We start from the raw sequence: 23,938 nt of genomic DNA, 5'->3' as shown, positions 1-23,938 counted from the left end.
TGAGACTGCGTTAACTTCAGCCTATGCTAAAACAAGGTGATGTGGTGCACGTATATACCTCTTGCAAGTTGCTGCTCTTCTATGTCTTCTGATTTTCCAAGAAGGCCATCAGTTCCTCCACGATTCGCTGCCTGCCGATCGGCGTCCAGCTCATCGCGAACCAGTTCGGAATCGTATGCACCCTGCCCTCCTTGACTGCCGTCATTTGCGCCCATGCCTCCGTCTCGGTCAGCTTCTTATAAAGCCGTTCACTTCCGGCACGTATATGATGCTGGTGAATGAACAGATGCTCCGTATCCAATACCGGCATCGACTCAGGCTGCATCTCCCAGCGCCACAGCTCCTCAGGCGCCTGCTCGCACGGGCGCAGGGCAAGATCGCCATACACCAGCTCATTCAGCGGGTGATGCTCCTTTCCCTGTAGGCCAATCCCCAGATGGCTTACTTGCATGATCGCGACCCGATCCATACCTAGTCTTTTCCGCAGCTTCTGTCCGGCTGTCTCGATCTGAACATACAGCCTTGTCAGCATTTCAGAAGCCTCCCGTTCACGCTTGACCAGTTCCGCGATCCGCTCGAAGTTTCTTTTCCAATCCCAAGTTGAAAAATCCATATAAACGGGTGCGGCCGTCCGCTTGAACTGGTCTTTGAACTCCGTATGGTAATGATCGGCGATGATAAAATCCGGATTACACTGCTCCAATTCCGCAAGCCGGCCTCTAAGTTGATCGGCGTACGCCTCATTGCTGATATGCGGGTACTGGAATAGATCAACCTCGCAAACCGGCTCAATGCCAACCGCTCTCAAATGGTCACCGAAGCCCAGCGAGGAAGCCACCGCTACCTTCAGCTTGCCGCGCTTCATATACATTGTCGGAGAAACGCCCACTATACGCTGAAACATGCGGCTAAAATAAAATTCACTGCGAAAGCCGACTGCCGCCGCCACTTCCTTCACCCTGCTATTGCTCTCGCTTAACAGTTGCTTGGCGAGCTTCATACGCAGGTTGCTCAAATATTCGACTGGCGGAAGCCCGGTTTCGTTGCGGAACAACAGCGAAAAAGCAACCGACGACATGCCGCCCGCTGCTTCAGCCAATTGCTCGATGCTTATTTTCTGCTGGTAATACAACTCCATATATCGAATGCTTCGCTCTACCCGCTCATCCTGCTGGGTCGACGGCGACTCCGAGTCATCCTGCATAATTTGATGGATGAATTGCTCTAGCTGGATTCTAAGCGCAAACGAATCTCGGCCAGCCGCTGGTATGCTTCTGGCTTGATGGTATAGCTGCACAATCTCTCGGCAAATTCGCTGCGGATCTCGAACGGAAATAAGCCCGGGCTGCAAGCCGAGCGACAAAGTCGATGGGGCTGCAGTACCATAGCTTCCCTTCGACTTTGTCAGCTCGATTGGCTCGAATCGTACGCCATAATATTGAACCATGCCGAACTGCTCAGGAAATTCTACCGTCATACCGGGCACGAGCAAATAGAGCTGGAAAGGCCGAATCCTGTGAACAGCCCCATCAAGCACAACAACTCCTTCGCCTTCCGTTACGAAACATAACAGGTAAGCAGATAGTTGTATTTTCCTCGCGTGCGGAGATCCTGTCAGCTTTCTCTTATGAACGGAGGAAAGAAGATAAATAATAGAGGAATCGTTCTCGTTCGCATAAGTCGGCATAAGAAGCTCAACCAGCCTTTCTATCATTCTAGCGACCCTATTCCATTATATTGCTCTACGTCGTAATAACAAATAGATCATATACGGAACGCCGATCACAGCCGTTATCAATCCGGCCGGAATTTCGTAAGGCGCGAACGCGATTCGTCCGACGAGATCCGCCAGTACGACGATTAAACTTCCGAGCAGCGCTGCCGCCGGCAGCCTGACGATACTGCGCGTGCCAGCCAGATGCCTTGCCATATGCGGCGCCATCAGTCCGACAAAGCCGATCGTACCGGCCATCGCAACCGCCGATCCTGCCAGTCCTACACTGATTAGAATGAAGAGAAGCCTTGTCCCCTCTACCCGCAGTCCTAACCCGGTTGCCGATTGCGTATCGAGCAGAAACAGATCTAGTTTTCTGGACATCGCTGCAACCAATAAAAACAAAATGAGCTGCCAAGGGAGCAGCGGCCAGAAATGGTCCCAGGTACGCCCGTACAGGCTACCCGCCATCCAGACGGAAGCTTGCGACACTCGGAAGATTTTGCCGACCGTCAGCAAATAGGTGATAAGCGCGCCCGTCATGGCGGAAATGCCTACGCCAATAAGCAGCATGCGGACAGGCGAACCCGCTTCCCCTTTCCTCCAAGACAAGCTATAAATAACGGCTGCTGCGAGGAAGGCTCCGCCAAATGCTACCCATGGCATCATCCGCATCGGAAATGCCGGAACGAGCACCATGACCGCAACGACCGCTGCCGCAGCGCCCGAATTCAGCCCGATGACGCCCGGAGAAGCCAGCGGATTTCCCGTAATCGCCTGCAATACCGTTCCCGCCAGTGCCAGCCCGCATCCAACCAGCATACCTGTAAGCACCCTCGGCAGCCGAAGCTCATGAATCGTAAAGCGATATTCCTGCCCGCCGGTACCTATTAAGCTTGTGAATATTTCATTCGGCGGAATAGAGCGTTCCCCCAACATCAAATGAAGCGCAAGTGCACCTGCATTCAGTACGACCAACAGCCCGATGATCAAGAGTGCGCGCCGTTTCGCAGAAGAAGTCATCATCACGATTTCTCCTTTCGTTGGGCCAAATAGATAAGCATTGGAGCACCGAAGAATGCAGTGACGACGCCTACAGGAATCTCTTGGCCAGGCAGCGCGAAACGTGCTCCGATATCCGCCCCGAGCAGCAGCAGCGCACCGAGTGCTGCGGAATAAGGCACTAGCCAGCGATAATTGCCGCCAACGAGCAAACGTGCGATGTGAGGAACAGCCAAGCCTACGAATCCGATTGGCCCTGCAAGAGCAACCGCGCTTCCGGCGAGCAGCACGACCGCGATAATGCTCGCTATCCGGATCGCAGCAATTCGCTGTCCTAACCCTTGGGCGACCTCCTCACCCAGGCCGAATATATTCAACTGACCGCTTACGGCAAACGCTAGGATTGCACCGATGCTCATATACGGTATAACTTGCCAAAACAAGTCCAAGTCTCTGCCTGTCAGCGAGCCTGCCAGCCAATAGCGCATCGTATCAAGCGACTGCTCGTTCAAGATCAATATGCCTTGCGTCAGTGAGGCAAACAACAAATTCAAAGTGGCTCCGGCAAGCACCAGCCGAGTTGACGATATGGATTGCCCGCTCCGATAGCTAAGGAAAAATACCGCCATGCCTGCAACTGTCGCCCCGATGAGAGCGGACCATGCAAATAAATGCAAGGAGGCGCTTCCCAGCCAAAACGAAGCGGCGACCGCTGCCAGTGCCGCGCCGCTGCTGACGCCAAACAGTTCCGGCCCCGCAAGAGCGTTGCGGCTTATCGCTTGCATCAGACATCCGGCAACGGCAAGGGAGCCTCCGATCACAGCAGCCATTAACGCCCTCGGCAGCCTGACGGTGCGAATAATTAAATGCTCCCGAGAACCGTCGAACGACAAAAAGGCATCGATGACGGCACGAAAAGGAACCTGCACGATGCCGAACATGATGCTGCCTAGAAAGGCAAGCAGCACAGCAGCCACCAACGCTGACAAACCAATTATTCTCCATTTATTGTTTTTGTACATATCGAATGCCTCCGCCACGCGCCGTCCATACGCACAAAATTGGACCGTCGCAAGAGACGATCCAATTTTATACGAGTAGCGCTGCGCCGTTCTATTAATGAATGAAAACGAAATTTAGTTATTTTCCTGCTGCCACGAACTTGTTCAAGTCGTCAACCACTTTGTTAACCGCCTGAATACCCAATCCGCTCAGCCAGTATTCCCAATCTACCGGATGTACGGATTTGTTCTGCACGCCGTTCAGCGTTGCCCACAGAGCGCTTTGCTCCAGCTTCGTGAATGCATCAGGCTCGCGGTTAAACCACAGGATGACGTCGCCATCCAAATCGGCAATCTGCTCCTCCGTCACATCTTTGGAGAAACCGGCGTCCTGCTGCGCTGCGGGACGAGCAATGCCTGCGTCCTGCATAATCGTGCCTGCGAACGTTTCTTGCAGGTAAACTTGAATTTTGTCTGCCCGAGGCCGGAACAGCGATACTTCTTTCGCTTTCTCGCCACCCAGCGCCGCTTTCAATTCCTCTATGCGCTTATCGTAAGCTACCAGCAGCTTCTGACCTTCTTCTTGTTTGTTCACGGCATCCGCGTGGAGCTGCAAGTTTTGTTTCCAAGTTACACCGAGCGTCTCGACAAAAACGGTCGGCGCGATTTGCGACAATTGACCGTGAATGGCGTCATGCGTATCTTTGTTGCCGATGATCAAATCCGGCTGCAGCGCATCGATCGCTTCCAGGCTCGGTTCGTTCACCGTTCCGATGTTCGTAATGCCGTCCGTGCCTTTCAAGTAAGCCGGATAAGGATCGCCTGCCGTCAAAATGGAAGGTGCGCCTGCCGGTTTGACGGCAAGCTCCAGCAAATTGTCGAGCGCGCCAATATCGAGCACGACGACTTTCCCAGGATTCACCGGAACCTCTACATCGCCGTATGCATCTTTAATTGTACGAGTAGTCGCAGCGCCTGCGTTCTCCTCCTGCTTCTTCTCAGGAGCTGCCGTTGCTCCCGTTCCAGCCTTATTTCCATCTGTTCCGCTATTCCCGCATGCTGCCAGCAGCAGCATCAAGGCAACCGCCAGCGCAATCATCATCGTTTTTTTGTTGCCTGACCCGTCTCTCTGTACTTGCATTCCCTGTCATCTCCCTAGTCTATTTAATAATGATTATCATTCTTGATTATAGGGAGAAAGTGGGAACTTGTCCATGCAGTATTCTTTTAATCTCATATACTATTTTTAGTACAGTCGCAGAAAATGCCAATTAAATGTAAAACGCAGCCTGAATCAGGCTGCGTTTGGGTACATGATGTTTTCAATGGCTTAACCAATTGCGAAACTGATAGATGATTCTATACCGTAATTATTGTCCCGAGCTAATGCCGGCATGCTTAGTTACCGCGCGGGGCTTTGGCTTCGGCGCAAATTCCGTCCGATAACGCCAAGCAATATGCACAGTCCGCCAAAGTAGTGGAACCATTCCAGACGTTCATGCAGGACGATAACGCCAGCCACAATCGAGATCAGAGTTGCCAGATTGGCGAACACGCTCATCTGCGATGCTTCCAGCTTGGAAAGGGCATAATTGGACAGATACGACGTTAAAAGTGAAGACAACAGGCTCAGGTACAAGATGGACATGACAAAAGGGAGCTTCGTAAACGGTTCAAAAAATTGTCCGGCTGTTCCCTGCCGCAAATGCTCGCTCACCGCCATTATATTGAAGAGCACAAAGCCGGCCGCCGTCATCACGTAGGTTAATGTAAAAACGTCCCATTTCCCACCCAGCTTGCGTGCCATCACGTTATAGCTTGCTGAGGATAGCGACGATAACAGAATGAGCACACTTCCGATCAGGCTGGAGTTCCGTACGTCCAATCCCTTTAGCGCAAAGATGAACATCACGCCAAATACGGAGACAAATGTGGCTGCAAGCTGCCAGCCGCGGGTTCGCTCCTTCAGGAAATAGAAGGCGAGCAGCATCGTGAAAATCGGGATGGCTGCCTGGATGATTCCGGCTTCGGAGGTTGTTGTGTACACAAGCCCAAAAACTTGAAAGCTAAAGAAGAGAACGGGGTAAAATAACGCGAGCGGCAAAATAGTCCATAAATCCTTTTTCCAGTTTAGTTTCACTTTAACCCATCCAAACAAGACCGGTATCGTTGCCGCTGCAAACGATAATGTAAAACGATGAGCTAAAATATCCAAAGGCCCTGCATCTTCCAGAGCGGTTTTTACAAAAATAAAAGAAAACCCAATAATAACGGAGTAAATTAAAGCGGCTGCATAACCGCTGGTCCGATTCTGCTTCATCACGATCACCTTCCATCTGTTACTGTCCAATCGGATTTTTTCTTCATGCTGCGCAGCATCCACGCTCTAATCTTATCCGGTGCTTATCTGTGATACAATAATAGAAAACATGATCTGTACCGATACAGATTTCAGACTGAGGGATAGGAATGCTAAAATACATGAAGCTCCTTGCCGATTTGGAAGCATGGATAGATAACGCAAAGCAAGGCGATAAACTTCCCTCTATTCGCATACTTGCCGATCAATACCGCTACAGCAACAGCACGATCATAAGAGCACTGCAGGAGCTGGAGCAGCGTCACTTAATTTACTCCATTCCCAAGAGCGGCTTCTTTGTCGTCAAAAACAAGTCGGGCCATCAGGAGGAATCCTCCCCCTTCCTTGATTTTGTCTCCGCCTCTCCCGATCCGGACATCTTCCCTTATGTAGATTTCCAGCACTGTATGAACAAAGCCATCGACACTTACCGCAGCGAGCTGTTCATATACGGAAGGCCGCGCGGACTTCCCTCCCTGATTGGAATCATTCAAAAGCAGCTGATGTCCTCGCAAGTTTTTGCAAACAACCAACAGATCGTTATTACTTCCGGCGTGCAGCAAGCGTTGTCTATCTTAAGCGAAATGGAATTCCCGGGCGGGAAGCAGAACGTGCTGGTGGAACAACCAGGCTATCATTTGCTATTGGAGCTGCTGAAGACGCGTGGCATCCCTGCCGTAGGAATCAACCGAACAGCGGAGGGCATTGATTTGGAAGAGCTGGAGCGGCATTTTCGCACGGGAAACATCAAGTTCTTTTACACGACGCCCCGGTTTCATAATCCGCTCGGCAGTTCTTATGATGAAGAGACAAAGAAGCAAATTGCCCGTCTCGCTGATCGCTACGATGTTTATATTGTCGAGGACGACTATATGGCTGACTACGAGCAAAATTCCAAGTCCGATCCGATCTTTGCCTATAGCCGCGCCACCCGAGTCATCTATTTGAGAAGCTATTCCAAAATCATTTTCCCAGGGCTAAGAGTCGGGGCTGCCGTCCTTCCGGAAGCGCTTGTCGAGACCTTCACCCGTTACAAGCGTATTCTCGATATTGACAGTGCGGCAATGTCTCAAGCCGCGCTTGAGATTTATATTAAAAGCGGCATGTTTGCCCGCCACCGCGCGCGGGTCATCTCCTCCTATGCGGAGAAAGCGCATGTTCTGGACAACGCCTTAAAGCAATTAGCAGCGCTTCACCCGGAGTTAGTATCGTACATCTCGCCGGTACAGCCGATGATTCACAATCATTTTGTGCTCAAAAAAAAGGCGCTGACCGATAAACTGATCAGCGCCTTGAAACGAAAATCGATACTGCTTGGCTCCATCGAACCTCATTATTTACACGGCTATGAGCAGCAGCCGATCGTCAAGCTCAATGTATCCCGGCTCCAACTGGATCAAATCCACGCGGGCATGGAGCAGTTATCCGCCGCGCTTTCCAGCATGAAAGCTTGAAGCAGTTGCTGCGGATTGCGCTCCAGCCGCCTAAACCGTGAACTTTTCAAGATAAACCATACGAAATCCGGGAGTAACCTCGCGTTCTTGGAACACTTGGTATCCTAATTTGGCGTATAAAGCAATGTTGCTCTCGCTCTTGCTTCCCGTGAACAATTCATACCTGGAAATCGGAAACAGACCTTCCACAGCGTGCATTAACATTTTGCCTATTCCTTTATACTGATGGCTAGGATGAACCATCAGCTTGCCGATAAAACAGGTACCGTCCCGATCGATTGCCCGTACAGAGCCGACAATTGTCTCGTCAAGCACAGCTTTAAGTATAATGTGATCTTCAAACTGCGATTGAAGCTGCTCCACTGTCTGGACGAGCGGCTCAATGCTGAAATCATTGTAAATTTCTGCTTCGCTTCGATACGCAAGTCTTTGCAATAAAAGAATTTCTTCGGCATCCGCTAAGGATGCCTTTTCGATTTGAATGTCCATCTTTCGCCCAACTCCTCTCGCCTGACTTTAAGTGAGAGGAAGCGCTGCGGGTCAGAGGGTTCTTCGCTGCTCTCTCTCCTCTTCAGTCATGCATGTTAGTACATTTCATTTTTCGACTCGTCACATCAATCAGAATGTACCTATACTATTTTAACCATAAAATGTAATAAATCAAATTCAAAAATTTCAGTTTACAATAACCTAATTTTTCTGATTATTTTGCTAGTTTAATGCATCATATGTCATATTTGTTAACGATATTGCTACGTATACAGAAATATACTATACTAGGTTTTCCAATTGCAGCTATGTACATATGCATTAATTTAGGAAATATCAATACACTACAGACCCAGTGTATTCGTTACTAACAGGAGGAAATATGGTGAAGCAGCAAGAAATAGCAGAAAAAGTAAGTCGGGTGCGAGATAGAATGATTTTTAAAATGACAGCCAGCATTGTGCTGCTGGTAACTGTGATTAGCATTGTCTTTTTTATTAACGAGTGGTTAGATGGCAAAAACATGACGGAGAAGCTTGAGGAACAATTGGAAATCCGGCTGCGTACTGATATCCAAACAGTAAGCTCTTTCCTTGATTCTATTCCGGAAAAGGGTTTTGAAATTGAAAGCAATAGCGATCCCCGGTACCTAAAGATTAAAGAAGGATTGGAAAAGATTCGTGAGAAACACACATTAGAAAATGTCTATATTCTAATGAACACGGGCGGTAATGAACGAATTGTCGTATTGACCGGGGTTGATGACGATTTTGGCACAGCGTATGCTTTTTCATCCCAAATTAATGCCGCGATAGCAGAAAATAAAGAAGTTATCAGTACTATTTATAAGGACGAATATGGGATCCATCGTTCAGTCTATATCCCTTTGACAGATAATAGCGGACAAAATGTCGGTATTGTCGGCATTGATCTTGACGCTTCAGCTGTACCTCTAGCGAAAAAAAATATGCTGCAATCATCGATATTAATAACAATAATTGTTTCCGTAATTGGCGGTTTCCTTGCTTACCTAATTAGCAGAAGTATCGTTAAGCCGGTTGTGCAGCTGATGCAAGTGACGCAGAAGGTCGCTGCGGGCGACTTATCTGCGCAGGTGGATATAAAACGGACGGACGAAATCGGAAAGCTTGCACAGTCCTTCAATCAAATGCGCAGCAACTTGGAAGCATTGATTAGGCAAATTTCATCGTCCTCTCATACCATTACAAGCACAAGCGATCATTTGTACCAATCGGCCAAAGAGTTAAGCGCCAGCTCACAGGTAGTTGCCGGGTCGATGAACAGCATGAATGAGGGTGTTGCGGACGTCATAGTCTCGATCTCAGACAGCACTGCTTCTATTGTTGAAGTAAATGCCGATATGGTTAACGTGACCTCTGAAGTAAGAGAGATGCAGCAGATGGCGCATCAGGTTGGAAAGCAGTCTGACGAAGGACAACAGCTCGTGGAGAAAACATTAGGACAAATGAATATCATTCAACAGGAAATGAAGCAATCGCAGGAGGCGGCTGTTCAATTGGGTAATCGCTCTAAGGAAATCGGAGAGATTATTCATATGATTACGAATATTTCCAAGCAAACGAATATGCTGGCTCTCAATGCTTCTATCGAAGCGGCGAGATTTGGAGAAGACGGTAAAGGTTTTGCCGTCGTTGCCGGAGAAGTAAAGAAGCTTGCGGAACAGTCAGCATCTGCAGCCAGCTCCATTACAGAGCTGATCTCGAGTACTCAGCAAGACAGTCAATTTGTTCACGATCGGGTCGTTCAAGGCTATGATGCTGTGGAGCAAGGACAGGTATGGGTTAAAGAAATGTATGAAAATTTCAAAGTTATTTTCGCTGGCATATCCTCTTTCACGGATCGGATCGATCATTTACAGCTTACGCTGGAGAAGGCAGATCAATCGTTCGAATTGATCTCCGATACGATGCTAAAGATTTCTGGCGTAACCCAGGAGCAGTCGGCTGGATACGAAGAAACAGCTGCGGCTGTTGAAGAACAGAGCGCAACGATGCAAGAGATTACGGCAGCCATTCGCAACATGTCGGAAATGGCGGCAGATTTGCAAAAATCTGTTCAGAAGTTCAAAATCTAATCCGTAATGAAGATGGGTTGTACGAACAATGTTCGTGCAGCTCATTTTTTTGTCGTTTAATATCTTAAAATGACGTGATATACTATTTAGATTCGCAAAAAAGGGGAATCTACAGATTGATAGAGAAGACATCCGAAAAAAAATTATTTTATTTGGATGGGATTAGAGGGTTAGCGGCGCTTGCTGTTGTCATTTCGCACTATATCCAAATCTTTTATCCAGCTGCGCTAAGCGGTAGAGCACAACAAGCACATTTTAGGTGGGATATATGGTATGGCCATTCCCCATTAAATTTGTTTTATAACGGGCAATTTGCTGTTTGTTTATTTTTTGTACTCAGTGGGTACGTCTTAAGTGTAAAAATGTTTGAAAAAGAACTCGACAGTGAAAACTTTCAAAAAAGGATGCAATCCAGCGCCATTCGAAGGTATGTTAGATTGGCAGTCCCTGCGGCTACTTCGGTTTTTCTCGTCTATATCGCTATTATTACTCATGCTTTTTATTTGCAGGATATTTGGGATATAACTTGGACGGATCTGAAAAAAGATTATTACGCTTTGGACACTAATTTATATACCGTCATAAAAGCAGCTGTCTTTGACCCGTTTTTCAGTTTCAAATCGCATCCCTACAATCCCGTTCTTTGGACTATGGGGTATGAGCTTTTGGGGTCGTTTTTAATTTTCGGTTTTATTGCTTTATTTGGCCGAGTAAAAAGAAGATGGATTGTATATGTTGTCCTATCCATTGCGTTGATTCAGACCTATTTTGTTGCCTTTCTATGGGGAATGTTACTTGCAGACTTACTGAAACAAAAATGGGTCAAACCTAAAGGGATAGCGATTGCTATCCTGATTCTAGGTATCTATTTAGGGTCGGCCCCTTACACAGCGCTTATGGGTACGATATATGAACCGATCCAAATAGGGATAGCGCATCTGAATAAGTGGACACAATTTTGTTTAGACCCTAGACTTATTGCACGAACATTAGGGTCAGCAATGATACTGTTTGCCCTATTGCGTCTTGAATGGATGCAACGTTTATTTAGTTGGAAGCCATTTGCGTACCTGGGACAAATATCGTTTTCCATTTACTTGATTCATTTTACATTCTTAACTACCTATTCAGCGTTTGTGTTTAGTAAATTGATTCCTTATTTTAGTTACAATGAAGCCTATGGCATTACGTTTATCTTCTCAATGATACCTTTGTTCCTACTGTCACACTACTATATGAAGTACATTGATCAGGGTGCAATTAAGTTAGCTAAACATATAGACAAAAGGATGACTAATTAATTAGTCGTCTTTTTTTGTTTTGACTTTGGGACAGTCCCTCAGCTATAAAAACATTTGACATCAGATACCCTCAGTGATACATTGTGCATACACAACATACACAATTTTAATTAGGGGAGGACACTATGCTGGCATTAGAGGTCAACAAGTTGAATAAGAAATTTGAACATTTTCAACTGCAAGATGTTTCTTTTCAGCTGGAAAAAGGCTATATTATGGGATTTATCGGAGCCAACGGCGCCGGAAAAACAACCACGATAAAGTCGATCCTGAACTTGCTTCGAACAGATAGCGGCGAAATCCGGATTTTGGGCAAGGAAATGCGCACCCACGAAATCGAACTGAAACAAGAGATTGGCTTTGCATTCGGAGACGTCAATTTCTATACGCGCAGCAAAATCAGATCGTTAACCAGCGTTATTAAAAAGTTTTATCAGCACTGGGATGATGAGACCTACTACAGCTACTTGAAAAAATTCAATTTAAACGAAGATAAGAAAATAGCCGAGCTATCGACCGGAATGAAAGTAAAATACAACCTGGCTATCGCTCTATCCCACGGCGCAAAGCTTCTCATTCTCGATGAGCCGACAAGCGGACTTGACCCGGTTGCGAGAGACAATCTGCTCGACATTTTTCAGGAGCTGGTGGAAGAAGGAGAAATCAGCATTCTCTTTTCCACTCATATTACAACCGATTTGGAAAAATGTGCAGATTATATTACTTATATCGATAACGGACGGATTATTAAAAGCTCCGATAAAGAAGATTTTATCGATACCTACCGTTTGGTTAATGGTAAAGAGGAGCAATTGCATTTGATAAAGGACCGGTTGATTTCCTACAAAAAGAATTCTTTTGGTTTTACGGGTTTGATCCATACGAAGGATTTTGATTCGTCATTAGATGTGAAGTCGACGGTGCCTAATCTGGAAGAGATTATGATTTACTTCTCCAAAAAGGAGGGTGCACATGTATAACTTGCTGATGAAGGAAATGAAGATTGGCATTAGTCCTTTCTTCTATATACTGCCCTTCTTGACCGGCGCTTTGATGCTCATTCCCGGGTGGTTATATTTTCTAGTCATCCTTTACTTCTGTTTTTTAACCATACCGAATACGTTTGCCGGATATAAAACGCAGAATGATTTGATTTTTACAAGCATGATGCCTGTAAGAAAAAAGGACATTGTCAAAGCGAAAGTTTCGTTTATTGTGATCCTTGAACTTCTGCATATCGTTGTCGCCATGATATACGGCATGATTAGCGTGCGCTTATATCCGAATCTGGTCTACTATTTCTTCGGACCGACCCTTGGCTTCTGGGGACTATGCTTCGTCATGCTGGCCCTCTTCAACCTGATCTTCATCCCGATGTACTATAAGACTGCGTATAAATACGGGGCAGCAACGTTCGCATCTATTGCAGTTGCTATGCTGTTTGCAGGAGGCGCCGAATGGATTGGAATACAGAACGATTACCTCTTCGATTTATTCAAAGGGGCGGGCACCGATAACTTAACCATTCATCTCTCCATCCTATTCGCGGGCATCGCAATATTTGCGCTATTCACCATAATCGCTTATTATATTGCCATTAAACGGTTTGAGAAAGTGGAAGTATAATGAATATTGCTATTTCGAACACATCGGAAAAACCGATCTATCAACAGCTTTTTGAACAGCTCAGCGCACAAATTCTTAAGGGCGAGCTTGAAAAAGGATTCAGCCTGCCACCGATACGGCAAGCGGCCACAGAGCTTCGCGTTAGTATTATAACCGTGAAAAAAGCGTGGGAAGAGCTCGAACGGCTAGGCTTAATCTATACCGTAACCGGTAAAGGCTGCTTTGTCGCCGATCTCTCCCCCGACGATATGCTGAGAAAACGCAATGAAATGATTTTAAAGCAGATGGTGGTCGACGCATCCTATTACAAATCGTTCGGGCTGTCGATAGAAGAGGTTTTTGAGCTGATGAAGGAAATCTATTAGCGATGAGTGACGGTGTCAGGGTAGAGTCCCCTGCACCGTCTTTTTCGTGTTGCATGTGTGGTAAGTGGTTTACTGTTAAGATTTCAATCATCGCTCCTATGTAAGGAGCGACTTGGAAAAGATGATATAACAAAGCATGGACGACCTATTTCAATCCACGCTCCTACGTAAGGAGCGACAGTCGCAGCCTAGTAATCTCGTTAAAGTAACGCCAATTTCAATCCACGCTCCTACGTAAGGAGCGACAGCGCCCTGATTGAAGCCTTATTCCATAAGGCTTCAGAGGCCATAAAGTGCGAATCCTATTTAACAATATATTGAACATAAAAATTATACCATATTTATATGATTATTAGGATCAAGCTTAAAGTCAGTTCTGAACTGAAAAAGAGAGAGCAGCGAAGGGTCAGAGGGATTCTGGAGAAACGATAGTGGTCGCTTTTAAAGCATGATTCCTACCTCAAACCTCCATACAATAAAGGAATCAGGCTTTAATGGCGATCGGAAGAACCCTCTGACCCGCAGCGCTCCCCCTCGCTTCAAGTGATTTCGGTTCTGAGCCGATTTTTCTGTCCGTAACGCTTGGTGCGAATCTCCCGGCGATTTCATGTGAGCTTATGATTCGCACCAAGTTTTTTCCCCTTTTACTGAGCAAGCTTCACCCCAGGATATATCACATGCTCCGCATACCGTTTTGCCTCGTCTTCAAGATCATCTTCAACTGGTCTATAGGAAACGTGCCCTGAATTGGCCGCAAATACTCGCTTAAGGTGAACAGATTGTCGCCTCCTGCACGATATTGCTTCTCCGATCCTCCCATCGTCCTCGCAATTAAAAACTCCCTGCCCTTCAAATTGTCTGATGAAGTGAAATAAGCATGTGCTGCGCCTATGTAATTTCCAATAATTTGCTTCATTCGAATCCTAGGGTGAAGATTAGATGAAAAGTTCGGTTCTAGCATTGATTTCTATTGGATATAGCTATATAAAATAAATTAGAGCAATTATTATTTGCTACTTTTTATAACCAATAGGAGGTTGATGATGTAATGGACACAAAAGCAACTGCAAGCGCAGGAAAGTGCCCGGTAATGCATGGCAGCGCTACTAGTCACAAATCTAGTGGTACGTCTAATAGAGATTGGTGGCCAAACCAATTGAATTTGAACATTCTGCATCAGCATGACAGAAAATCGAATCCATTGGGGGATGACTTTGATTACGCGGAACAATTTAGCAAACTAGACTATTTCGCTCTTAAACAGGATCTTCGCGATCTGATGACAAACAGTCAAGAATGGTGGCCGGCTGACTATGGTCATTACGGTCCGTTCTTTATTCGTATGGCTTGGCATTCTGCCGGCACTTATCGGACAGGCGACGGTCGCGGCGGCGGCGGAAGCGGCTCGCAGCGTTTTGCTCCGCTAAACAGCTGGCCGGATAACGGCAATCTCGATAAAGCACGCAGGCTGCTTTGGCCGATTAAGCAAAAATACGGCAACCGCATTTCTTGGGCCGACTTATTTATTTTAACGGGCAATGTCGCTATTGAATCGATGGGCGGGAAAACATTTGGTTTTGGCGGCGGACGTGAAGACGTCTGGCATCCGGAAGAAGATATTTATTGGGGTGCTGAAAAAGAATGGCTAGGAGATAAACGCTACACCGGCGATCGGGATCTTGAAAACCCGCTGGCCGCCGTACAAATGGGACTTATCTATGTCAATCCAGAAGGCCCTAACGGCAAGCCGGACCCGGTTGGCAGCGGCCGCGACATTCGCGAAACCTTCGGTCGCATGGGCATGACTGATGAAGAAACGGTGGCGCTGGTAGCCGGCGGCCATACGTTTGGCAAAGCGCACGGCGCAGGCGACGCCGCTCATGTCGGTCCGGAACCGGAAGCTGCTCCGATCGAAGCGCAAGGCTTAGGTTGGATTAGCACGCATGGCTCCGGTAAAGGCCGAGATGCCATCACTAGCGGTATCGAAGGCGCTTGGACGGCTAATCCGACGCAGTGGGACAACGGCTTCTTCGATCTGTTATTCGGTTATGAGTGGGAGCTTACGAAAAGTCCTGCCGGCGCGCATCAATGGAAGCCTGTAAACCCTGCCGCCGAGCATCTCGCGCCGGATGCGGAAGACGCTTCCATTCGCGTAACGACGATTATGACGACCGCAGATATGGCTTTGCGACTGGATCCGGCATATGAAAAGATTTCCCGCCGTTTTCACCAAAATCCGGACGAATTCGCCGACGCTTTCGCCCGCGCATGGTTTAAACTGACGCACCGGGACATGGGACCGCGCGCCCGTTATCTTGGCCCAGAGGTTCCTGAAGAAGAGCTGATCTGGCAAGATCCTGTTCCAGCTGCGGAGTATGAGTTAAGCGATGTGGAAATAGAAGAGCTCAAAACAAAAATTTTGGAATCGGGTCTGACCGTCAGCGAGTTGGTCACTACTGCTTGGGCTTCGGCCAGCACCTTCCGCGGCTCCGATAAGCGCGGCGGAGCTAACGGCGCCCGCATCCGTCTTTCTCCTCAGAAGGACTGGGAAGTCAATCAGCCGAAGCAGCTTGCCAAAGTACTTACGATTTTGGAAGGCATTCAAGACGATTTCGAGAAAAATGTCAGCCTTGCCGATTTGATCGTGCTGGGCGGCAGCGCCGCCGTCGAGAAAGCTGCCCGAGACGCAGGCTTTGTGGCTTCGGTACCATTCACTCCTGGACGCGGAGACGCGACGCAAGAGCAAACCGACGAAGAAAGCTTTGCCGTGCTTGAGCCAGCAGCCGACGGCTTCCGTAACTACCAGAAGAAGCAGTACCATGTTAGCGCTGAAGAGCTTCTGCTGGACAAAGCACAGCTGCTCAATCTAACTGCGCCGGAATTAACTGTGCTGATCGGCGGACTGCGCGTGCTTGGCGTCAACTATGGCGGCACGCAGCATGGCGTTTTTACAGACCGCGCGGGCACGCTTACGAACGACTTCTTCGTTCATCTGCTCGATATGAACGTTGCATGGAAGCCTGTAGACGGAGACGTATACGAAGGACGCGACCGGAAGACGGGCGAAGTCGTCCGCACAGCGACTAGAGTCGACCTCGTATTCGGTTCAAATTCCGTGCTGCGCGCCATTGCGGAGCTTTATGCGCAAGACGATAACAAGGAAAAGTTTGTACGCGATTTTATCGCTGCCTGGTTAAAGATTGTGAATGCGGATCGTTTCGATCTGAAACGAAACTAATTGCATGTAAAAGAGCTGAACCGAGTGTCCTGTCATTTACGCTCGATTCAGCTCTTTTTTTAATGAAAATAGTTGCACAAACCGCCTTCTAAAGAATTGGTCCAGCTGTTATTATGCTTCTTCGCTTCTTTCATTGTAATGAAGTTGGAGTGGGTAATAACAAGCTCCGTCTTATTGTCTTTGTCGATAAAATCGATGGTAACAAGCGTTTCCTCTGCGTCGGCCCCTTCATTCAGCCACTTCCAAGTAAACGAAAGCTTATCATACGGAACGATCTCTACATAATGGCCTTCTAGGGTGTGAATTCTTCCGTTGGGCGCTTGCATATGAAAAAGATATTTGCCTCCAACCGAAACGTCCATTTGTCCAATGGTCGTCTTAAAGCCGGTCAGCCCCCACCATTGCTTTAACTGCTCTTCCTTCGTCCAAGCCAGGAACACTCTTTCCTTGCTCGCGTTGTATACATGATGAAGCTCAAGGAAAAACTTTCCTGCCTGCATTGAGATCATGAATCGTGCCTCCGTTAGTCTTCTTTAGATTGATTATCCAAAAAATGTTCAAGGTTAAACACTTGCGCAGTCCAGAACTTCCTCAAGTCCATTAACCACTCGTGAGCGTCTTCCACTGCCCTTGGATTTAGATAATAATAGCGATACGTTCCTTCCTTTCGAACCGAAACTAGACCAGCCTTCTCCATTACCTTCAGGTGTTTGGAGACAGCTGGCAATGACATTTCAAAAGGTTTGGCCAAATTCATGACGGTCATTTCTCCAACGGCTAGACTTTTTATGATTTCTCTTCTCGTCGGATCAGAAAGGACTTGGAAAACATCGTTTAACATTTCATCGTTATAATTAACCATATGTTTAAGTTTATGCAGTTTTCATCTAATGTCAAGCAGCTATTCCCGGGGGCCCCCCATCAAGCAGACTGTACGAAAGTATGCAAAAAAAGAGCCAGATGGATCAGGATTGGATACCTGAACCTCATCGGCTCTTGTATGGATTCGTTAGAAGCTCTGAGCAACTTCACGCGCTTGCTGTATCGCCTTTTCTTTAATCACAGTCGCTTGGCTAGGATCTACAGCCATCCCTTCTACGAAAATGCTCTCGAAGCTTGGAACCTCAAAAAATTCCATAATGGCATTCAGATGACGATGGCCCATTTCAAATTCTGCAAGCGCTGAGCCAGGTGACAATACGCTTCCGCTTGCTTGAATGTGAACCGCCTTTTTATCTCTCAATAGGCCAACCCGCCCTATCCCTTGCACATACTTAAACGTTTTGCCTGCTACGCAAATAGAATCGATGTATGCTTTCATAACGGGCGGAAAGGAATAATTCCATATTGGGGTTACAAATACATACTTATCTGCAGCGACGAATTGATCGACCAGTTCGCCTAGACGACCGACTTTCGCTTGTTCCGCACCGGTCAATGCATCAAATCCAGCTCCCGCCCCAAGCTTTCCCCATCCGCTAAACACTTCTGCATCAATCTCAGGAATATTCGTTTTATATAGATCAAGATGTACGATTTCATCATTCGGGTTTGCGGCTCGATAAGCCGACACGAATTCATTTCCTACTGCCAAACTGTAAGATGACTCATAATTCGGATTTGCTGTGATATAAAGTACGGTTGCCATATTGTTATTACCTACCTTCAATTTATATTTAACCTTTTGGTTATTTAACCAATACATTAAATATATAACCTGTTTTATTTGCTGTCAAGCAGAACAACAGAATTTGCCCCTGCAGTGCTCTGCCGAACAAAAAAACACGCCATGACTTGGCGTGTTTTTCATTGCTATGGGTCAGTGAATGGGGAGCCGACGATTATCGAGTGCGGACATAGAACAACGAATAGCCATCCGATTTACCAAGCGTAGTCGTCTCCGCTGCATCAATCAGCTTTACCGCTTTTAATAGCGATACGATTTGCGCATGCATGTTTATCAAAAAAATAGCGGACCAAGTGAAATAAACGAACGAAACAGGCTGTCCCAAAAGGTTCTGATGAATTTTCAAAACGCCCTTGAAACCAACTACAAAAGTGGGTTTCAAGGGTGTTTTTCGCCTGCAATAACCAGTCCATGTCTCTTGCTGCTTCCTCCGAGCTTTGGCACTACAGCCATGTCAGTGTCCCTATTCAAACTGCTTAATTTGGTCTATACTCAAAAGATTATTAATCAAGCAGCAGGAAGGAATCTCATGATTAAATTACAGCAGCTATCTACTGGACTTTTATCGGCGTTAATGGCTTGCACCGGTGGAGCCATTATGATTATTACCGCAGCCAAACAACTTGACCTCTCATCAGCCGCACTGCTTTCGTGGATGTTTATTGTCTATGTTGCCGGCGGGGCAATGAATTTATGGCTCGCACTTGCCTACAAAATTCCTTTTGCAGGAGCGCACTCTATAACAGCCGCCGCTTTTTTGAGTATGACTGCCGTGCACTTGTCACTGGCAGAGCTAGCAGGCGGCTATATACTTGCAGGAGCAATTATCGCGCTGCTCGGCGTTACTGGCATTTTTCACAAGCTGCTGCAGCTCATTCCGCGCGCGCTAATTGATGCCATGCTCGCAGGTTTGATTCTGCACTACGTAACTGGCATTGTGCCGGTCTTTCAGGAGGCTCCGTTTATTGCCGGTCTTAGTCTGATCGGATACTTCGTCGCTCCCCGACTTTCTAAGTCAATACCGCCGCTACTGGGCGTATTGGTGTTCGGATTGATCGGACTTATGATCGTATATCCATTTCCAGCGATGGTCAGCATCCCTTTCAGCCTGCCGCAGCCGATCATACCTGCGTTTACGTTCAATGGCCTGCTAACAATAGCCATTCCACTGGCTGTGCTCGTCCTGACCAATGATCTAGCCGTGGCTTTGGCCGCACTTATGAAGAACGGTTACCGCGCCCCTTCTAATAAGGCGGTGGCATTATCTGGCTTCGGCACGATAATGTCGGGTATATTTGGCGGACAAGCCATTAATATTGGGGGCATGATGACCGCACTATGCAGCAGTGATGAGGCTGGCCATCATGATGAGCGATACAAGGCAGCTGTTGTCTCCAGCATAATCGTTATTTTGTTTGGACTATTCTCATGGAAGCTTATTGCCGTTATCGAGCTGCTCCCATCCTACTTTATTACGATGTTGACTGGCTTCTCTTTGGCCGGCGTCTTGCTCGGCAGCTTGCAATCCGCCTTTCAGGACACTCGTTATAAGTACGCTGCACTTTTTTCCTTTGTCATCGCGGTTTCGGGCATTTCCTTTTTCGGCATTTCAGCAGCGGTATGGTCACTAGTTGCAGGATCAGCAGCAGCTAAACTACTAGGCGAAGGCGGGCGCCCCCTCGGAACGAACAAGCGCTAGTTACTATTCGCCCCCATCTAGTGATGAAACACCAAGAAGAACCAGAGTAGTTTGTCGATAAGGATAGCACTTTTCTTTTCCTCCCACCGATCAAACGTATAGCTGTTGCGATATACGGTAAGCCCCCTATCTGTTACTTGTTGCTCAAGCCATGCAATAAAGCTATTATGACCTTCAGAGCCCGTTGTTCGGCTTCCGAAAGCATTCATCGTTTCGATATTTTTCAACATCACTTCAGCAGAATCCAGTTTCGTTTCATCGATTGATGCAGTTAGATTAGCTGGTAAATTATCGGGTTTCGTAATAGGCTTTGCACCTAAATTAATAGTCCAAAGAACGCTCACGATAAAAGCGGCCACGCCGAACAACACTTTTCCGGCGACAAGCAGTACCGTGACTCTTCTGCCCGCAGATTTTACAAAAGCCCCCTCCATACACTGGCTGCGATAAGCAGCGCGATCGAGAGTGCAAGCAGACGACTTCATCAATATTTTGACATCACCTATAAGGAAAAACAATAAAATGAACGTCAGAGCGTACAAAAGATTCTGCCTTTCACTGATGAATCGAGCGGCAAAGCCAAACAACCTGACCCAAATTTGTTTTCACCTTTATCAAACTCCTATGTCGCAGGAATGATATATAAAACAACGCCGGCAAGATATCATATTGTTTTGACATCTTGCCGGCGTTTTACAATTGTCTTTTTACACTCGCTTCAACTTCACTAACTATACTTGCCAAGCGCCTTAAAAGCGAGATCTTTAATGACCAAATCGTCGAGCGGCGGATTGTATAGGCCAGCCCGAATATCACGATAAATTCGCTCCAGCGGATTTGAGCGGGACAAACTGGAGCCTCCGCACACCCGCATCGCGCGATCCGAGATGCTAATCGCACTGTTAACTGCCGTATACTTGGTCAGCGCAAATTCCGGCTTCAGCGACTCCCGCTCCTCCGGCTCTTCATCCCAGCGACGAGCCATCGCATGCAGCAGCGTGCGCGCCGTCGTCAGCTCCGCCTCGATCAGCCCGAGATGCTGCTGAATAAGAGGCAGCTCCCCGATTGGCATACCGAGACTGTCCGGCTGATATGTGCGGGCGAACTCCACCGCATAATCTCGGGCTGCAGCAGCCAGTCCGAGGTAACAAGCGGAGATGAACATCAGAAAGCCGAGTCCATCCTGCGGACGTTTCTGCTTCTGACCGTCCGGCGTGATATAGAGAACAGACTCCTCCGGCACAAATACGCGATCCAGCAGCAGATCATGGCTGCCGGTCGAGCGCATGCCAAGCGTATCCCACGTTTCTTTCATTCCCACGCCCGCCTGGCGATCCACGTAAAATTCTCCGGTTGCCGCTTCCCCGTCGATCGATGCGATGACGCTGAAATGATTAATGTTTGGCAGCAGCGTGCTGAAGCTTTTGCGTCCGCTCAGCAGCCAACCGCCTTCCGTACGGACAGCCGTTGTGCGCGGCTTTGCGCCGCGGCTCGGACTTCCGATTCCAGGCTCGCTAATATATCCGTTGTACAATTCGCCTTTCTCTACCGCAAGCTTGCACACTCGGGCAAACAGATGCTCCGGCCAGCGGCGGGTCGTCCGAAGCTGCAAAATCAATCCGAGATGCCAGCCAAGGGAAAGCGCAGTGGAGCCGTCGCCTTTGGCGATCTGTTCCAGAAATTGCACAAGTGAGAACAGGGAGATTTCGTCGCCGCCGAATTCCTTAGGGACTGTAAGCTTCAGACACCCTGCCTGCTTCAAATCCTCGAAATTGTCGAATGGAAAGGAGCCCTCGCGATCATGCTTGGGCGCACGCTCTGCGAATCGGGCCGCGAGCTGCTTTGCCAAAGCCGTCAACTCAGTATCTTTGCTTTTATTTGACAAGTTTTCTTCGCTGCTCATTCTTCTCATTCCTCTTATCTGCTGCGGTAGTCTTCAATGCTTGCTTGAATTTGATCCAGATGCCCTTGCAGATGGTTGATTTGTCCAGCAATCAGCTGCTCCAGTGTAATCAGTCCGTTCTCCGGATGCGCTCCGGTGCGCTCCCACTCCGCATCTCCGATCCGTTCCAGCAGCTCGCTGTTAGCAGTGCGAAGCAATCGGAAGCGTTCCAGCGCAGCCGCCAGATCTAGCGCTTCATAATTTAGCGAATCGGTCCAGTTGTCCTGCTCGAATGGCTGTATCGCTGGATCCTTCTCCGACAAAATATTCCGTACACGGAAGGACACCGCAAGCTCCGCATCCGCCAAATGAACCGCAATCTGCTTGACCGACCACTTCTCCGGCAAACGATGGTGCAGCAGCTCGGCTTCACTCAAGCCTAGTACTGCTTTCGCCAATGCCTCTCCCCCTGCTTTATACGCGGCCACCAACTGCTCTTTACTCGATTGTGTCATAACCTATTTCCTCCTTGGATGTGTGGTTGTATACATTTGCTTCTACAGACTACAGACGTTTGTCCAGCTTGCTGACGATGTAGTTGCCGACGAACTGGAACAGCTGCACACAGATGACAATCACTATAATTGTAAAAGCCATCGTATACGTCTCATATCGCTGGTAACCGTAGCGGAGAGCGAAGTCGCCTAGTCCACCCCCTCCGACAAGCCCGGCAACGGATGAGTAATTCAAAAAGCTGACGAGAATAATGACGATCGAATTGACGATGCTGGAACGCGCTTCCACATAGAGCACGCTCCATATGATGCGAGGCAAGCTGGCCCCCATCGATTCCGCCGCTTCGATAAGTCCCCTGTTGATCTCTAGCAAACTTTGCTCGATAAATCTGGCAAAATACGGCGTAGAAGCAACTACCAGAGGAACGATAACCGCTGTCGTCCCGAGAGCTGTTCCGACGATCAGCCTAGTGATCGGAATAATCGCGATCAGCAGTACAATGAAAGGGAAGGAACGGACGATATTAACGAGGCCGTTAAGCAAAATATAAGTCCGCGGCGCCTTGAATCTGGAGCCTGGCCGGATAAAGTACAGAACGGTTCCGAGCGGAACGCCCAGCAAGACCGTAATGGGAATAGAGATTAGCAGCATGTACCAGGATTCGCCGAACGCGACCCAGAAATCGGGCAACGCCTTGGCAATCTGATTAATCGCCTCATCCATGCAAGCTCCCCCCTACCTCTTCTGCATAAAAGTTCTCACTTTTGAACAAATAGCTGGCGATTTTGGACTTCGGCACATAATCGCGGTTATTCATTTCGAAATCCTCCACGATAACTCCCTGTTCCATTACCGCCACTTTATTGCAGATCGCCCGAACGACATCCATCTCATGAGTTACGATAACGATTGTAATGCCGAGCCGGCGGTTAATATGGGCCAAATGCTTCAGAATATCCCCTGTTGTCTGCGGATCGACCGAAGAGGTCGGCTCATCGCATAGCAGTACCTTCGGATGGTTGGCAATCGCACGGGCAATGGCTACCCGCTGCTTCTGCCCGCCGCTTAGCTTAGCCGGATAGGCGTCGATCTTATCGCCGATATCCAGAATGTTCAAGCATTCCTCAACGCGCTTACGCCGCTCTGCTCTGGGCACGCCGGCTATTTTCAATGGGAAAGCCACATTATCGTAGACCGTCAAATTATTTAACAGATGAAAATGCTGAAAGATCATCGATATTGACTGCCGCTCCTTGCGAAGCTCCCCTTTGCTCAATTCGGCGAGCGGTTTGCCGTCTACGATGATCGTGCCGCTGTCCGGACGCTCCAGTAAATTAATCGTGCGCAGTAAGGTTGACTTGCCGGCTCCGCTAAAGCCGATTATCCCGTAAATATCTCCCTTCTCGATCTCGATGGAAACATTGTTAACTGCGGCCAAAGTGCCCGTTGGCATATCAAAGCTCTTATTTATATTGCGAAGTGAAATCAT

The 23,938-nt window shown here is 47.9% G+C and carries 24 protein-coding genes; 8 read left to right on the top strand and 16 right to left on the bottom strand.

Annotation, left to right across the window (positions count from 1 at the left end; all coding sequences use genetic code 11):
• Nucleotides 1-79: 79 nt before the first annotated feature.
• The 5 genes from ACFVTB_RS10190 to ACFVTB_RS10170 form a co-directional block, all read right to left on the bottom strand.
• Nucleotides 80-1,714, bottom strand: a complete 1,635-nt coding sequence (locus tag ACFVTB_RS10190; RefSeq protein WP_387748088.1) for a helix-turn-helix domain-containing protein — start codon at nucleotides 1,712-1,714, stop codon at nucleotides 80-82.
• Between the two features lie 18 nt (nucleotides 1,715-1,732).
• A complete protein-coding gene (locus tag ACFVTB_RS10185; RefSeq protein WP_387748086.1) occupies nucleotides 1,733-2,740 on the bottom strand; it encodes a FecCD family ABC transporter permease in 1,008 nt (335 codons plus the stop codon).
• Nucleotides 2,740-3,738 (bottom strand): FecCD family ABC transporter permease, encoded by a 999-nt coding sequence (locus ACFVTB_RS10180; protein ID WP_387748085.1) that lies wholly within the window; start codon nucleotides 3,736-3,738, stop codon nucleotides 2,740-2,742. Before ACFVTB_RS10180 ends, ACFVTB_RS10185 begins: the two co-directional genes overlap by 1 nt.
• A gap of 118 nt (nucleotides 3,739-3,856) precedes the next feature.
• Nucleotides 3,857-4,858 carry an ABC transporter substrate-binding protein gene (locus ACFVTB_RS10175; RefSeq protein ID WP_387748084.1) on the bottom strand — a complete coding sequence of 334 codons (1,002 nt, stop codon included), beginning with the start codon at nucleotides 4,856-4,858 and terminating at the stop codon, nucleotides 3,857-3,859.
• Between the two features lie 261 nt (nucleotides 4,859-5,119).
• A complete protein-coding gene (locus ACFVTB_RS10170; protein ID WP_387748082.1) occupies nucleotides 5,120-6,037 on the bottom strand; it encodes a DMT family transporter in 918 nt (305 codons plus the stop codon).
• A gap of 149 nt (nucleotides 6,038-6,186) precedes the next feature.
• On the opposite strand from ACFVTB_RS10170, the gene ACFVTB_RS10165 reads away from it, so the two are divergent.
• Nucleotides 6,187-7,530, top strand: a complete 1,344-nt coding sequence (locus ACFVTB_RS10165; RefSeq protein WP_387748080.1) for an aminotransferase-like domain-containing protein — start codon at nucleotides 6,187-6,189, stop codon at nucleotides 7,528-7,530.
• A 30-nt stretch (nucleotides 7,531-7,560) separates the two neighbouring features.
• Here the strand turns inward: ACFVTB_RS10165 and ACFVTB_RS10160 are convergent, their stop codons facing one another.
• Nucleotides 7,561-8,019, bottom strand: coding sequence for a GNAT family N-acetyltransferase (locus ACFVTB_RS10160; protein ID WP_387748078.1), 459 nt, complete (start codon nucleotides 8,017-8,019; stop codon nucleotides 7,561-7,563).
• Nucleotides 8,020-8,401: 382 nt separating this feature from the next.
• Between ACFVTB_RS10160 and ACFVTB_RS10155 the strand changes: the two genes are divergently transcribed.
• From ACFVTB_RS10155 to ACFVTB_RS10135, 5 genes are all read left to right on the top strand, one after another.
• Nucleotides 8,402-10,135, top strand: coding sequence for a methyl-accepting chemotaxis protein (locus tag ACFVTB_RS10155; RefSeq protein ID WP_387748076.1), 1,734 nt, complete (start codon nucleotides 8,402-8,404; stop codon nucleotides 10,133-10,135).
• Between the two features lie 116 nt (nucleotides 10,136-10,251).
• Complete coding sequence (locus tag ACFVTB_RS10150) at nucleotides 10,252-11,436, top strand: acyltransferase family protein (RefSeq protein ID WP_387748074.1); 1,185 nt, start codon at nucleotides 10,252-10,254, stop codon at nucleotides 11,434-11,436.
• Between the two features lie 125 nt (nucleotides 11,437-11,561).
• Nucleotides 11,562-12,416 carry an ABC transporter ATP-binding protein gene (locus ACFVTB_RS10145; protein WP_387748072.1) on the top strand — a complete coding sequence of 285 codons (855 nt, stop codon included), beginning with the start codon at nucleotides 11,562-11,564 and terminating at the stop codon, nucleotides 12,414-12,416.
• Nucleotides 12,409-13,062: an ABC-2 transporter permease gene (locus tag ACFVTB_RS10140; RefSeq protein WP_387748070.1), complete on the top strand. Its 654-nt coding sequence runs from the start codon at nucleotides 12,409-12,411 to the stop codon at nucleotides 13,060-13,062. Before ACFVTB_RS10145 ends, ACFVTB_RS10140 begins: the two co-directional genes overlap by 8 nt.
• Entirely contained in the window at nucleotides 13,062-13,427 is a 366-nt protein-coding gene (locus ACFVTB_RS10135; RefSeq protein WP_387748068.1) for a GntR family transcriptional regulator, read from the top strand. Before ACFVTB_RS10140 ends, ACFVTB_RS10135 begins: the two co-directional genes overlap by 1 nt.
• Nucleotides 13,428-14,100: 673 nt before the next feature.
• On the opposite strand, the gene ACFVTB_RS10130 is transcribed toward ACFVTB_RS10135, so the two are convergent.
• The gene (locus tag ACFVTB_RS10130) at nucleotides 14,101-14,343 is read right to left on the bottom strand and encodes an NADPH-dependent FMN reductase family protein (RefSeq protein WP_387748066.1); all 243 of its coding nucleotides are present in this window, start codon (nucleotides 14,341-14,343) and stop codon (nucleotides 14,101-14,103) included.
• Between the two features lie 132 nt (nucleotides 14,344-14,475).
• Here ACFVTB_RS10130 and katG point away from each other — a divergent pair, with 132 nt between their 5' ends.
• Entirely contained in the window at nucleotides 14,476-16,665 is a 2,190-nt protein-coding gene (gene katG / locus ACFVTB_RS10125) for a catalase/peroxidase HPI (RefSeq protein WP_387748064.1), read from the top strand.
• A gap of 59 nt (nucleotides 16,666-16,724) precedes the next feature.
• On the opposite strand, the gene ACFVTB_RS10120 is transcribed toward katG, so the two are convergent.
• The 4 genes from ACFVTB_RS10120 to ACFVTB_RS10105 all read right to left on the bottom strand — a co-directional run bounded on the left by ACFVTB_RS10120 (nucleotide 16,725) and on the right by ACFVTB_RS10105 (nucleotide 18,765).
• The gene (locus ACFVTB_RS10120; protein ID WP_387748062.1) at nucleotides 16,725-17,174 is read right to left on the bottom strand and encodes an SRPBCC family protein; all 450 of its coding nucleotides are present in this window, start codon (nucleotides 17,172-17,174) and stop codon (nucleotides 16,725-16,727) included.
• 14 nt (nucleotides 17,175-17,188) lie between these two features.
• Nucleotides 17,189-17,506 carry an ArsR/SmtB family transcription factor gene (locus ACFVTB_RS10115; RefSeq protein ID WP_387748581.1) on the bottom strand — a complete coding sequence of 106 codons (318 nt, stop codon included), beginning with the start codon at nucleotides 17,504-17,506 and terminating at the stop codon, nucleotides 17,189-17,191.
• A gap of 168 nt (nucleotides 17,507-17,674) precedes the next feature.
• Nucleotides 17,675-18,313 (bottom strand): NAD(P)H-dependent oxidoreductase, encoded by a 639-nt coding sequence (locus ACFVTB_RS10110; protein WP_387748579.1) that lies wholly within the window; start codon nucleotides 18,311-18,313, stop codon nucleotides 17,675-17,677.
• A gap of 260 nt (nucleotides 18,314-18,573) precedes the next feature.
• Complete coding sequence (locus ACFVTB_RS10105) at nucleotides 18,574-18,765, bottom strand: hypothetical protein (RefSeq protein WP_387748060.1); 192 nt, start codon at nucleotides 18,763-18,765, stop codon at nucleotides 18,574-18,576.
• Nucleotides 18,766-18,881: 116 nt separating this feature from the next.
• Here ACFVTB_RS10105 and ACFVTB_RS10100 point away from each other — a divergent pair, with 116 nt between their 5' ends.
• Nucleotides 18,882-20,051, top strand: a complete 1,170-nt coding sequence (locus ACFVTB_RS10100; RefSeq protein ID WP_387748057.1) for a benzoate/H(+) symporter BenE family transporter — start codon at nucleotides 18,882-18,884, stop codon at nucleotides 20,049-20,051.
• Between the two features lie 17 nt (nucleotides 20,052-20,068).
• On the opposite strand, the gene ACFVTB_RS10095 is transcribed toward ACFVTB_RS10100, so the two are convergent.
• The 5 genes from ACFVTB_RS10095 to ACFVTB_RS10075 form a co-directional block, all read right to left on the bottom strand.
• The gene (locus tag ACFVTB_RS10095; protein WP_387748053.1) at nucleotides 20,069-20,539 is read right to left on the bottom strand and encodes a hypothetical protein; all 471 of its coding nucleotides are present in this window, start codon (nucleotides 20,537-20,539) and stop codon (nucleotides 20,069-20,071) included.
• A 239-nt stretch (nucleotides 20,540-20,778) separates the two neighbouring features.
• Nucleotides 20,779-21,954: an acyl-CoA dehydrogenase family protein gene (locus ACFVTB_RS10090; protein ID WP_387748051.1), complete on the bottom strand. Its 1,176-nt coding sequence runs from the start codon at nucleotides 21,952-21,954 to the stop codon at nucleotides 20,779-20,781.
• Nucleotides 21,955-21,968: 14 nt separating this feature from the next.
• The gene (locus tag ACFVTB_RS10085; RefSeq protein ID WP_387748049.1) at nucleotides 21,969-22,448 is read right to left on the bottom strand and encodes a DinB family protein; all 480 of its coding nucleotides are present in this window, start codon (nucleotides 22,446-22,448) and stop codon (nucleotides 21,969-21,971) included.
• Between the two features lie 49 nt (nucleotides 22,449-22,497).
• Entirely contained in the window at nucleotides 22,498-23,172 is a 675-nt protein-coding gene (locus ACFVTB_RS10080) for a methionine ABC transporter permease (RefSeq protein WP_387748047.1), read from the bottom strand.
• Complete coding sequence (locus tag ACFVTB_RS10075) at nucleotides 23,165-23,938, bottom strand: methionine ABC transporter ATP-binding protein (RefSeq protein WP_387748045.1); 774 nt, start codon at nucleotides 23,936-23,938, stop codon at nucleotides 23,165-23,167. The genes ACFVTB_RS10080 and ACFVTB_RS10075 overlap by 8 nt, the downstream gene beginning before the upstream one ends.

The organism is Paenibacillus sp. NPDC058071 (assembly GCF_042885235.1).
Lineage (GTDB): Bacteria > Bacillota > Bacilli > Paenibacillales > Paenibacillaceae > Pristimantibacillus.
The sequence above is the reverse complement of the archived record's forward strand: the minus strand, read 5'-3'. Positions and strand labels throughout refer to the sequence as shown.

What these genes read in the sequence shown, in the direction of transcription:
- ACFVTB_RS10145 (WP_387748072.1), top strand. Translation starts at nt 11,562, where the DNA reads ATGCTGGCATTAGAGGTCAACAAGTTGAATAAGAAATTTGAACATTTT.
- ACFVTB_RS10155 (WP_387748076.1), top strand. Translation starts at nt 8,402, where the DNA reads ATGGTGAAGCAGCAAGAAATAGCAGAAAAAGTAAGTCGGGTGCGAGAT.
- katG (WP_387748064.1), top strand. Translation starts at nt 14,476, where the DNA reads ATGGACACAAAAGCAACTGCAAGCGCAGGAAAGTGCCCGGTAATGCAT.
- ACFVTB_RS10130 (WP_387748066.1), bottom strand. Translation starts at nt 14,343, where the DNA reads ATGAAGCAAATTATTGGAAATTACATAGGCGCAGCACATGCTTATTTC.
- ACFVTB_RS10085 (WP_387748049.1), bottom strand. Translation starts at nt 22,448, where the DNA reads ATGACACAATCGAGTAAAGAGCAGTTGGTGGCCGCGTATAAAGCAGGG.
- ACFVTB_RS10140 (WP_387748070.1), top strand. Translation starts at nt 12,409, where the DNA reads ATGTATAACTTGCTGATGAAGGAAATGAAGATTGGCATTAGTCCTTTC.
- ACFVTB_RS10175 (WP_387748084.1), bottom strand. Translation starts at nt 4,858, where the DNA reads ATGCAAGTACAGAGAGACGGGTCAGGCAACAAAAAAACGATGATGATT.
- ACFVTB_RS10100 (WP_387748057.1), top strand. Translation starts at nt 18,882, where the DNA reads ATGATTAAATTACAGCAGCTATCTACTGGACTTTTATCGGCGTTAATG.
- ACFVTB_RS10090 (WP_387748051.1), bottom strand. Translation starts at nt 21,954, where the DNA reads ATGAGCAGCGAAGAAAACTTGTCAAATAAAAGCAAAGATACTGAGTTG.
- ACFVTB_RS10190 (WP_387748088.1), bottom strand. Translation starts at nt 1,714, where the DNA reads ATGATAGAAAGGCTGGTTGAGCTTCTTATGCCGACTTATGCGAACGAG.
- ACFVTB_RS10080 (WP_387748047.1), bottom strand. Translation starts at nt 23,172, where the DNA reads ATGGATGAGGCGATTAATCAGATTGCCAAGGCGTTGCCCGATTTCTGG.
- ACFVTB_RS10110 (WP_387748579.1), bottom strand. Translation starts at nt 18,313, where the DNA reads ATGGCAACCGTACTTTATATCACAGCAAATCCGAATTATGAGTCATCT.
- ACFVTB_RS10075 (WP_387748045.1), bottom strand. Translation starts at nt 23,938, where the DNA reads ATGATTTCACTTCGCAATATAAATAAGAGCTTTGATATGCCAACGGGC.
- ACFVTB_RS10185 (WP_387748086.1), bottom strand. Translation starts at nt 2,740, where the DNA reads ATGATGACTTCTTCTGCGAAACGGCGCGCACTCTTGATCATCGGGCTG.
- ACFVTB_RS10180 (WP_387748085.1), bottom strand. Translation starts at nt 3,738, where the DNA reads ATGTACAAAAACAATAAATGGAGAATAATTGGTTTGTCAGCGTTGGTG.
- ACFVTB_RS10105 (WP_387748060.1), bottom strand. Translation starts at nt 18,765, where the DNA reads ATGGACTGGTTATTGCAGGCGAAAAACACCCTTGAAACCCACTTTTGT.
- ACFVTB_RS10120 (WP_387748062.1), bottom strand. Translation starts at nt 17,174, where the DNA reads ATGATCTCAATGCAGGCAGGAAAGTTTTTCCTTGAGCTTCATCATGTA.
- ACFVTB_RS10115 (WP_387748581.1), bottom strand. Translation starts at nt 17,506, where the DNA reads ATGTTAAACGATGTTTTCCAAGTCCTTTCTGATCCGACGAGAAGAGAA.
- ACFVTB_RS10165 (WP_387748080.1), top strand. Translation starts at nt 6,187, where the DNA reads ATGCTAAAATACATGAAGCTCCTTGCCGATTTGGAAGCATGGATAGAT.
- ACFVTB_RS10135 (WP_387748068.1), top strand. Translation starts at nt 13,062, where the DNA reads ATGAATATTGCTATTTCGAACACATCGGAAAAACCGATCTATCAACAG.
- ACFVTB_RS10160 (WP_387748078.1), bottom strand. Translation starts at nt 8,019, where the DNA reads ATGGACATTCAAATCGAAAAGGCATCCTTAGCGGATGCCGAAGAAATT.
- ACFVTB_RS10170 (WP_387748082.1), bottom strand. Translation starts at nt 6,037, where the DNA reads ATGAAGCAGAATCGGACCAGCGGTTATGCAGCCGCTTTAATTTACTCC.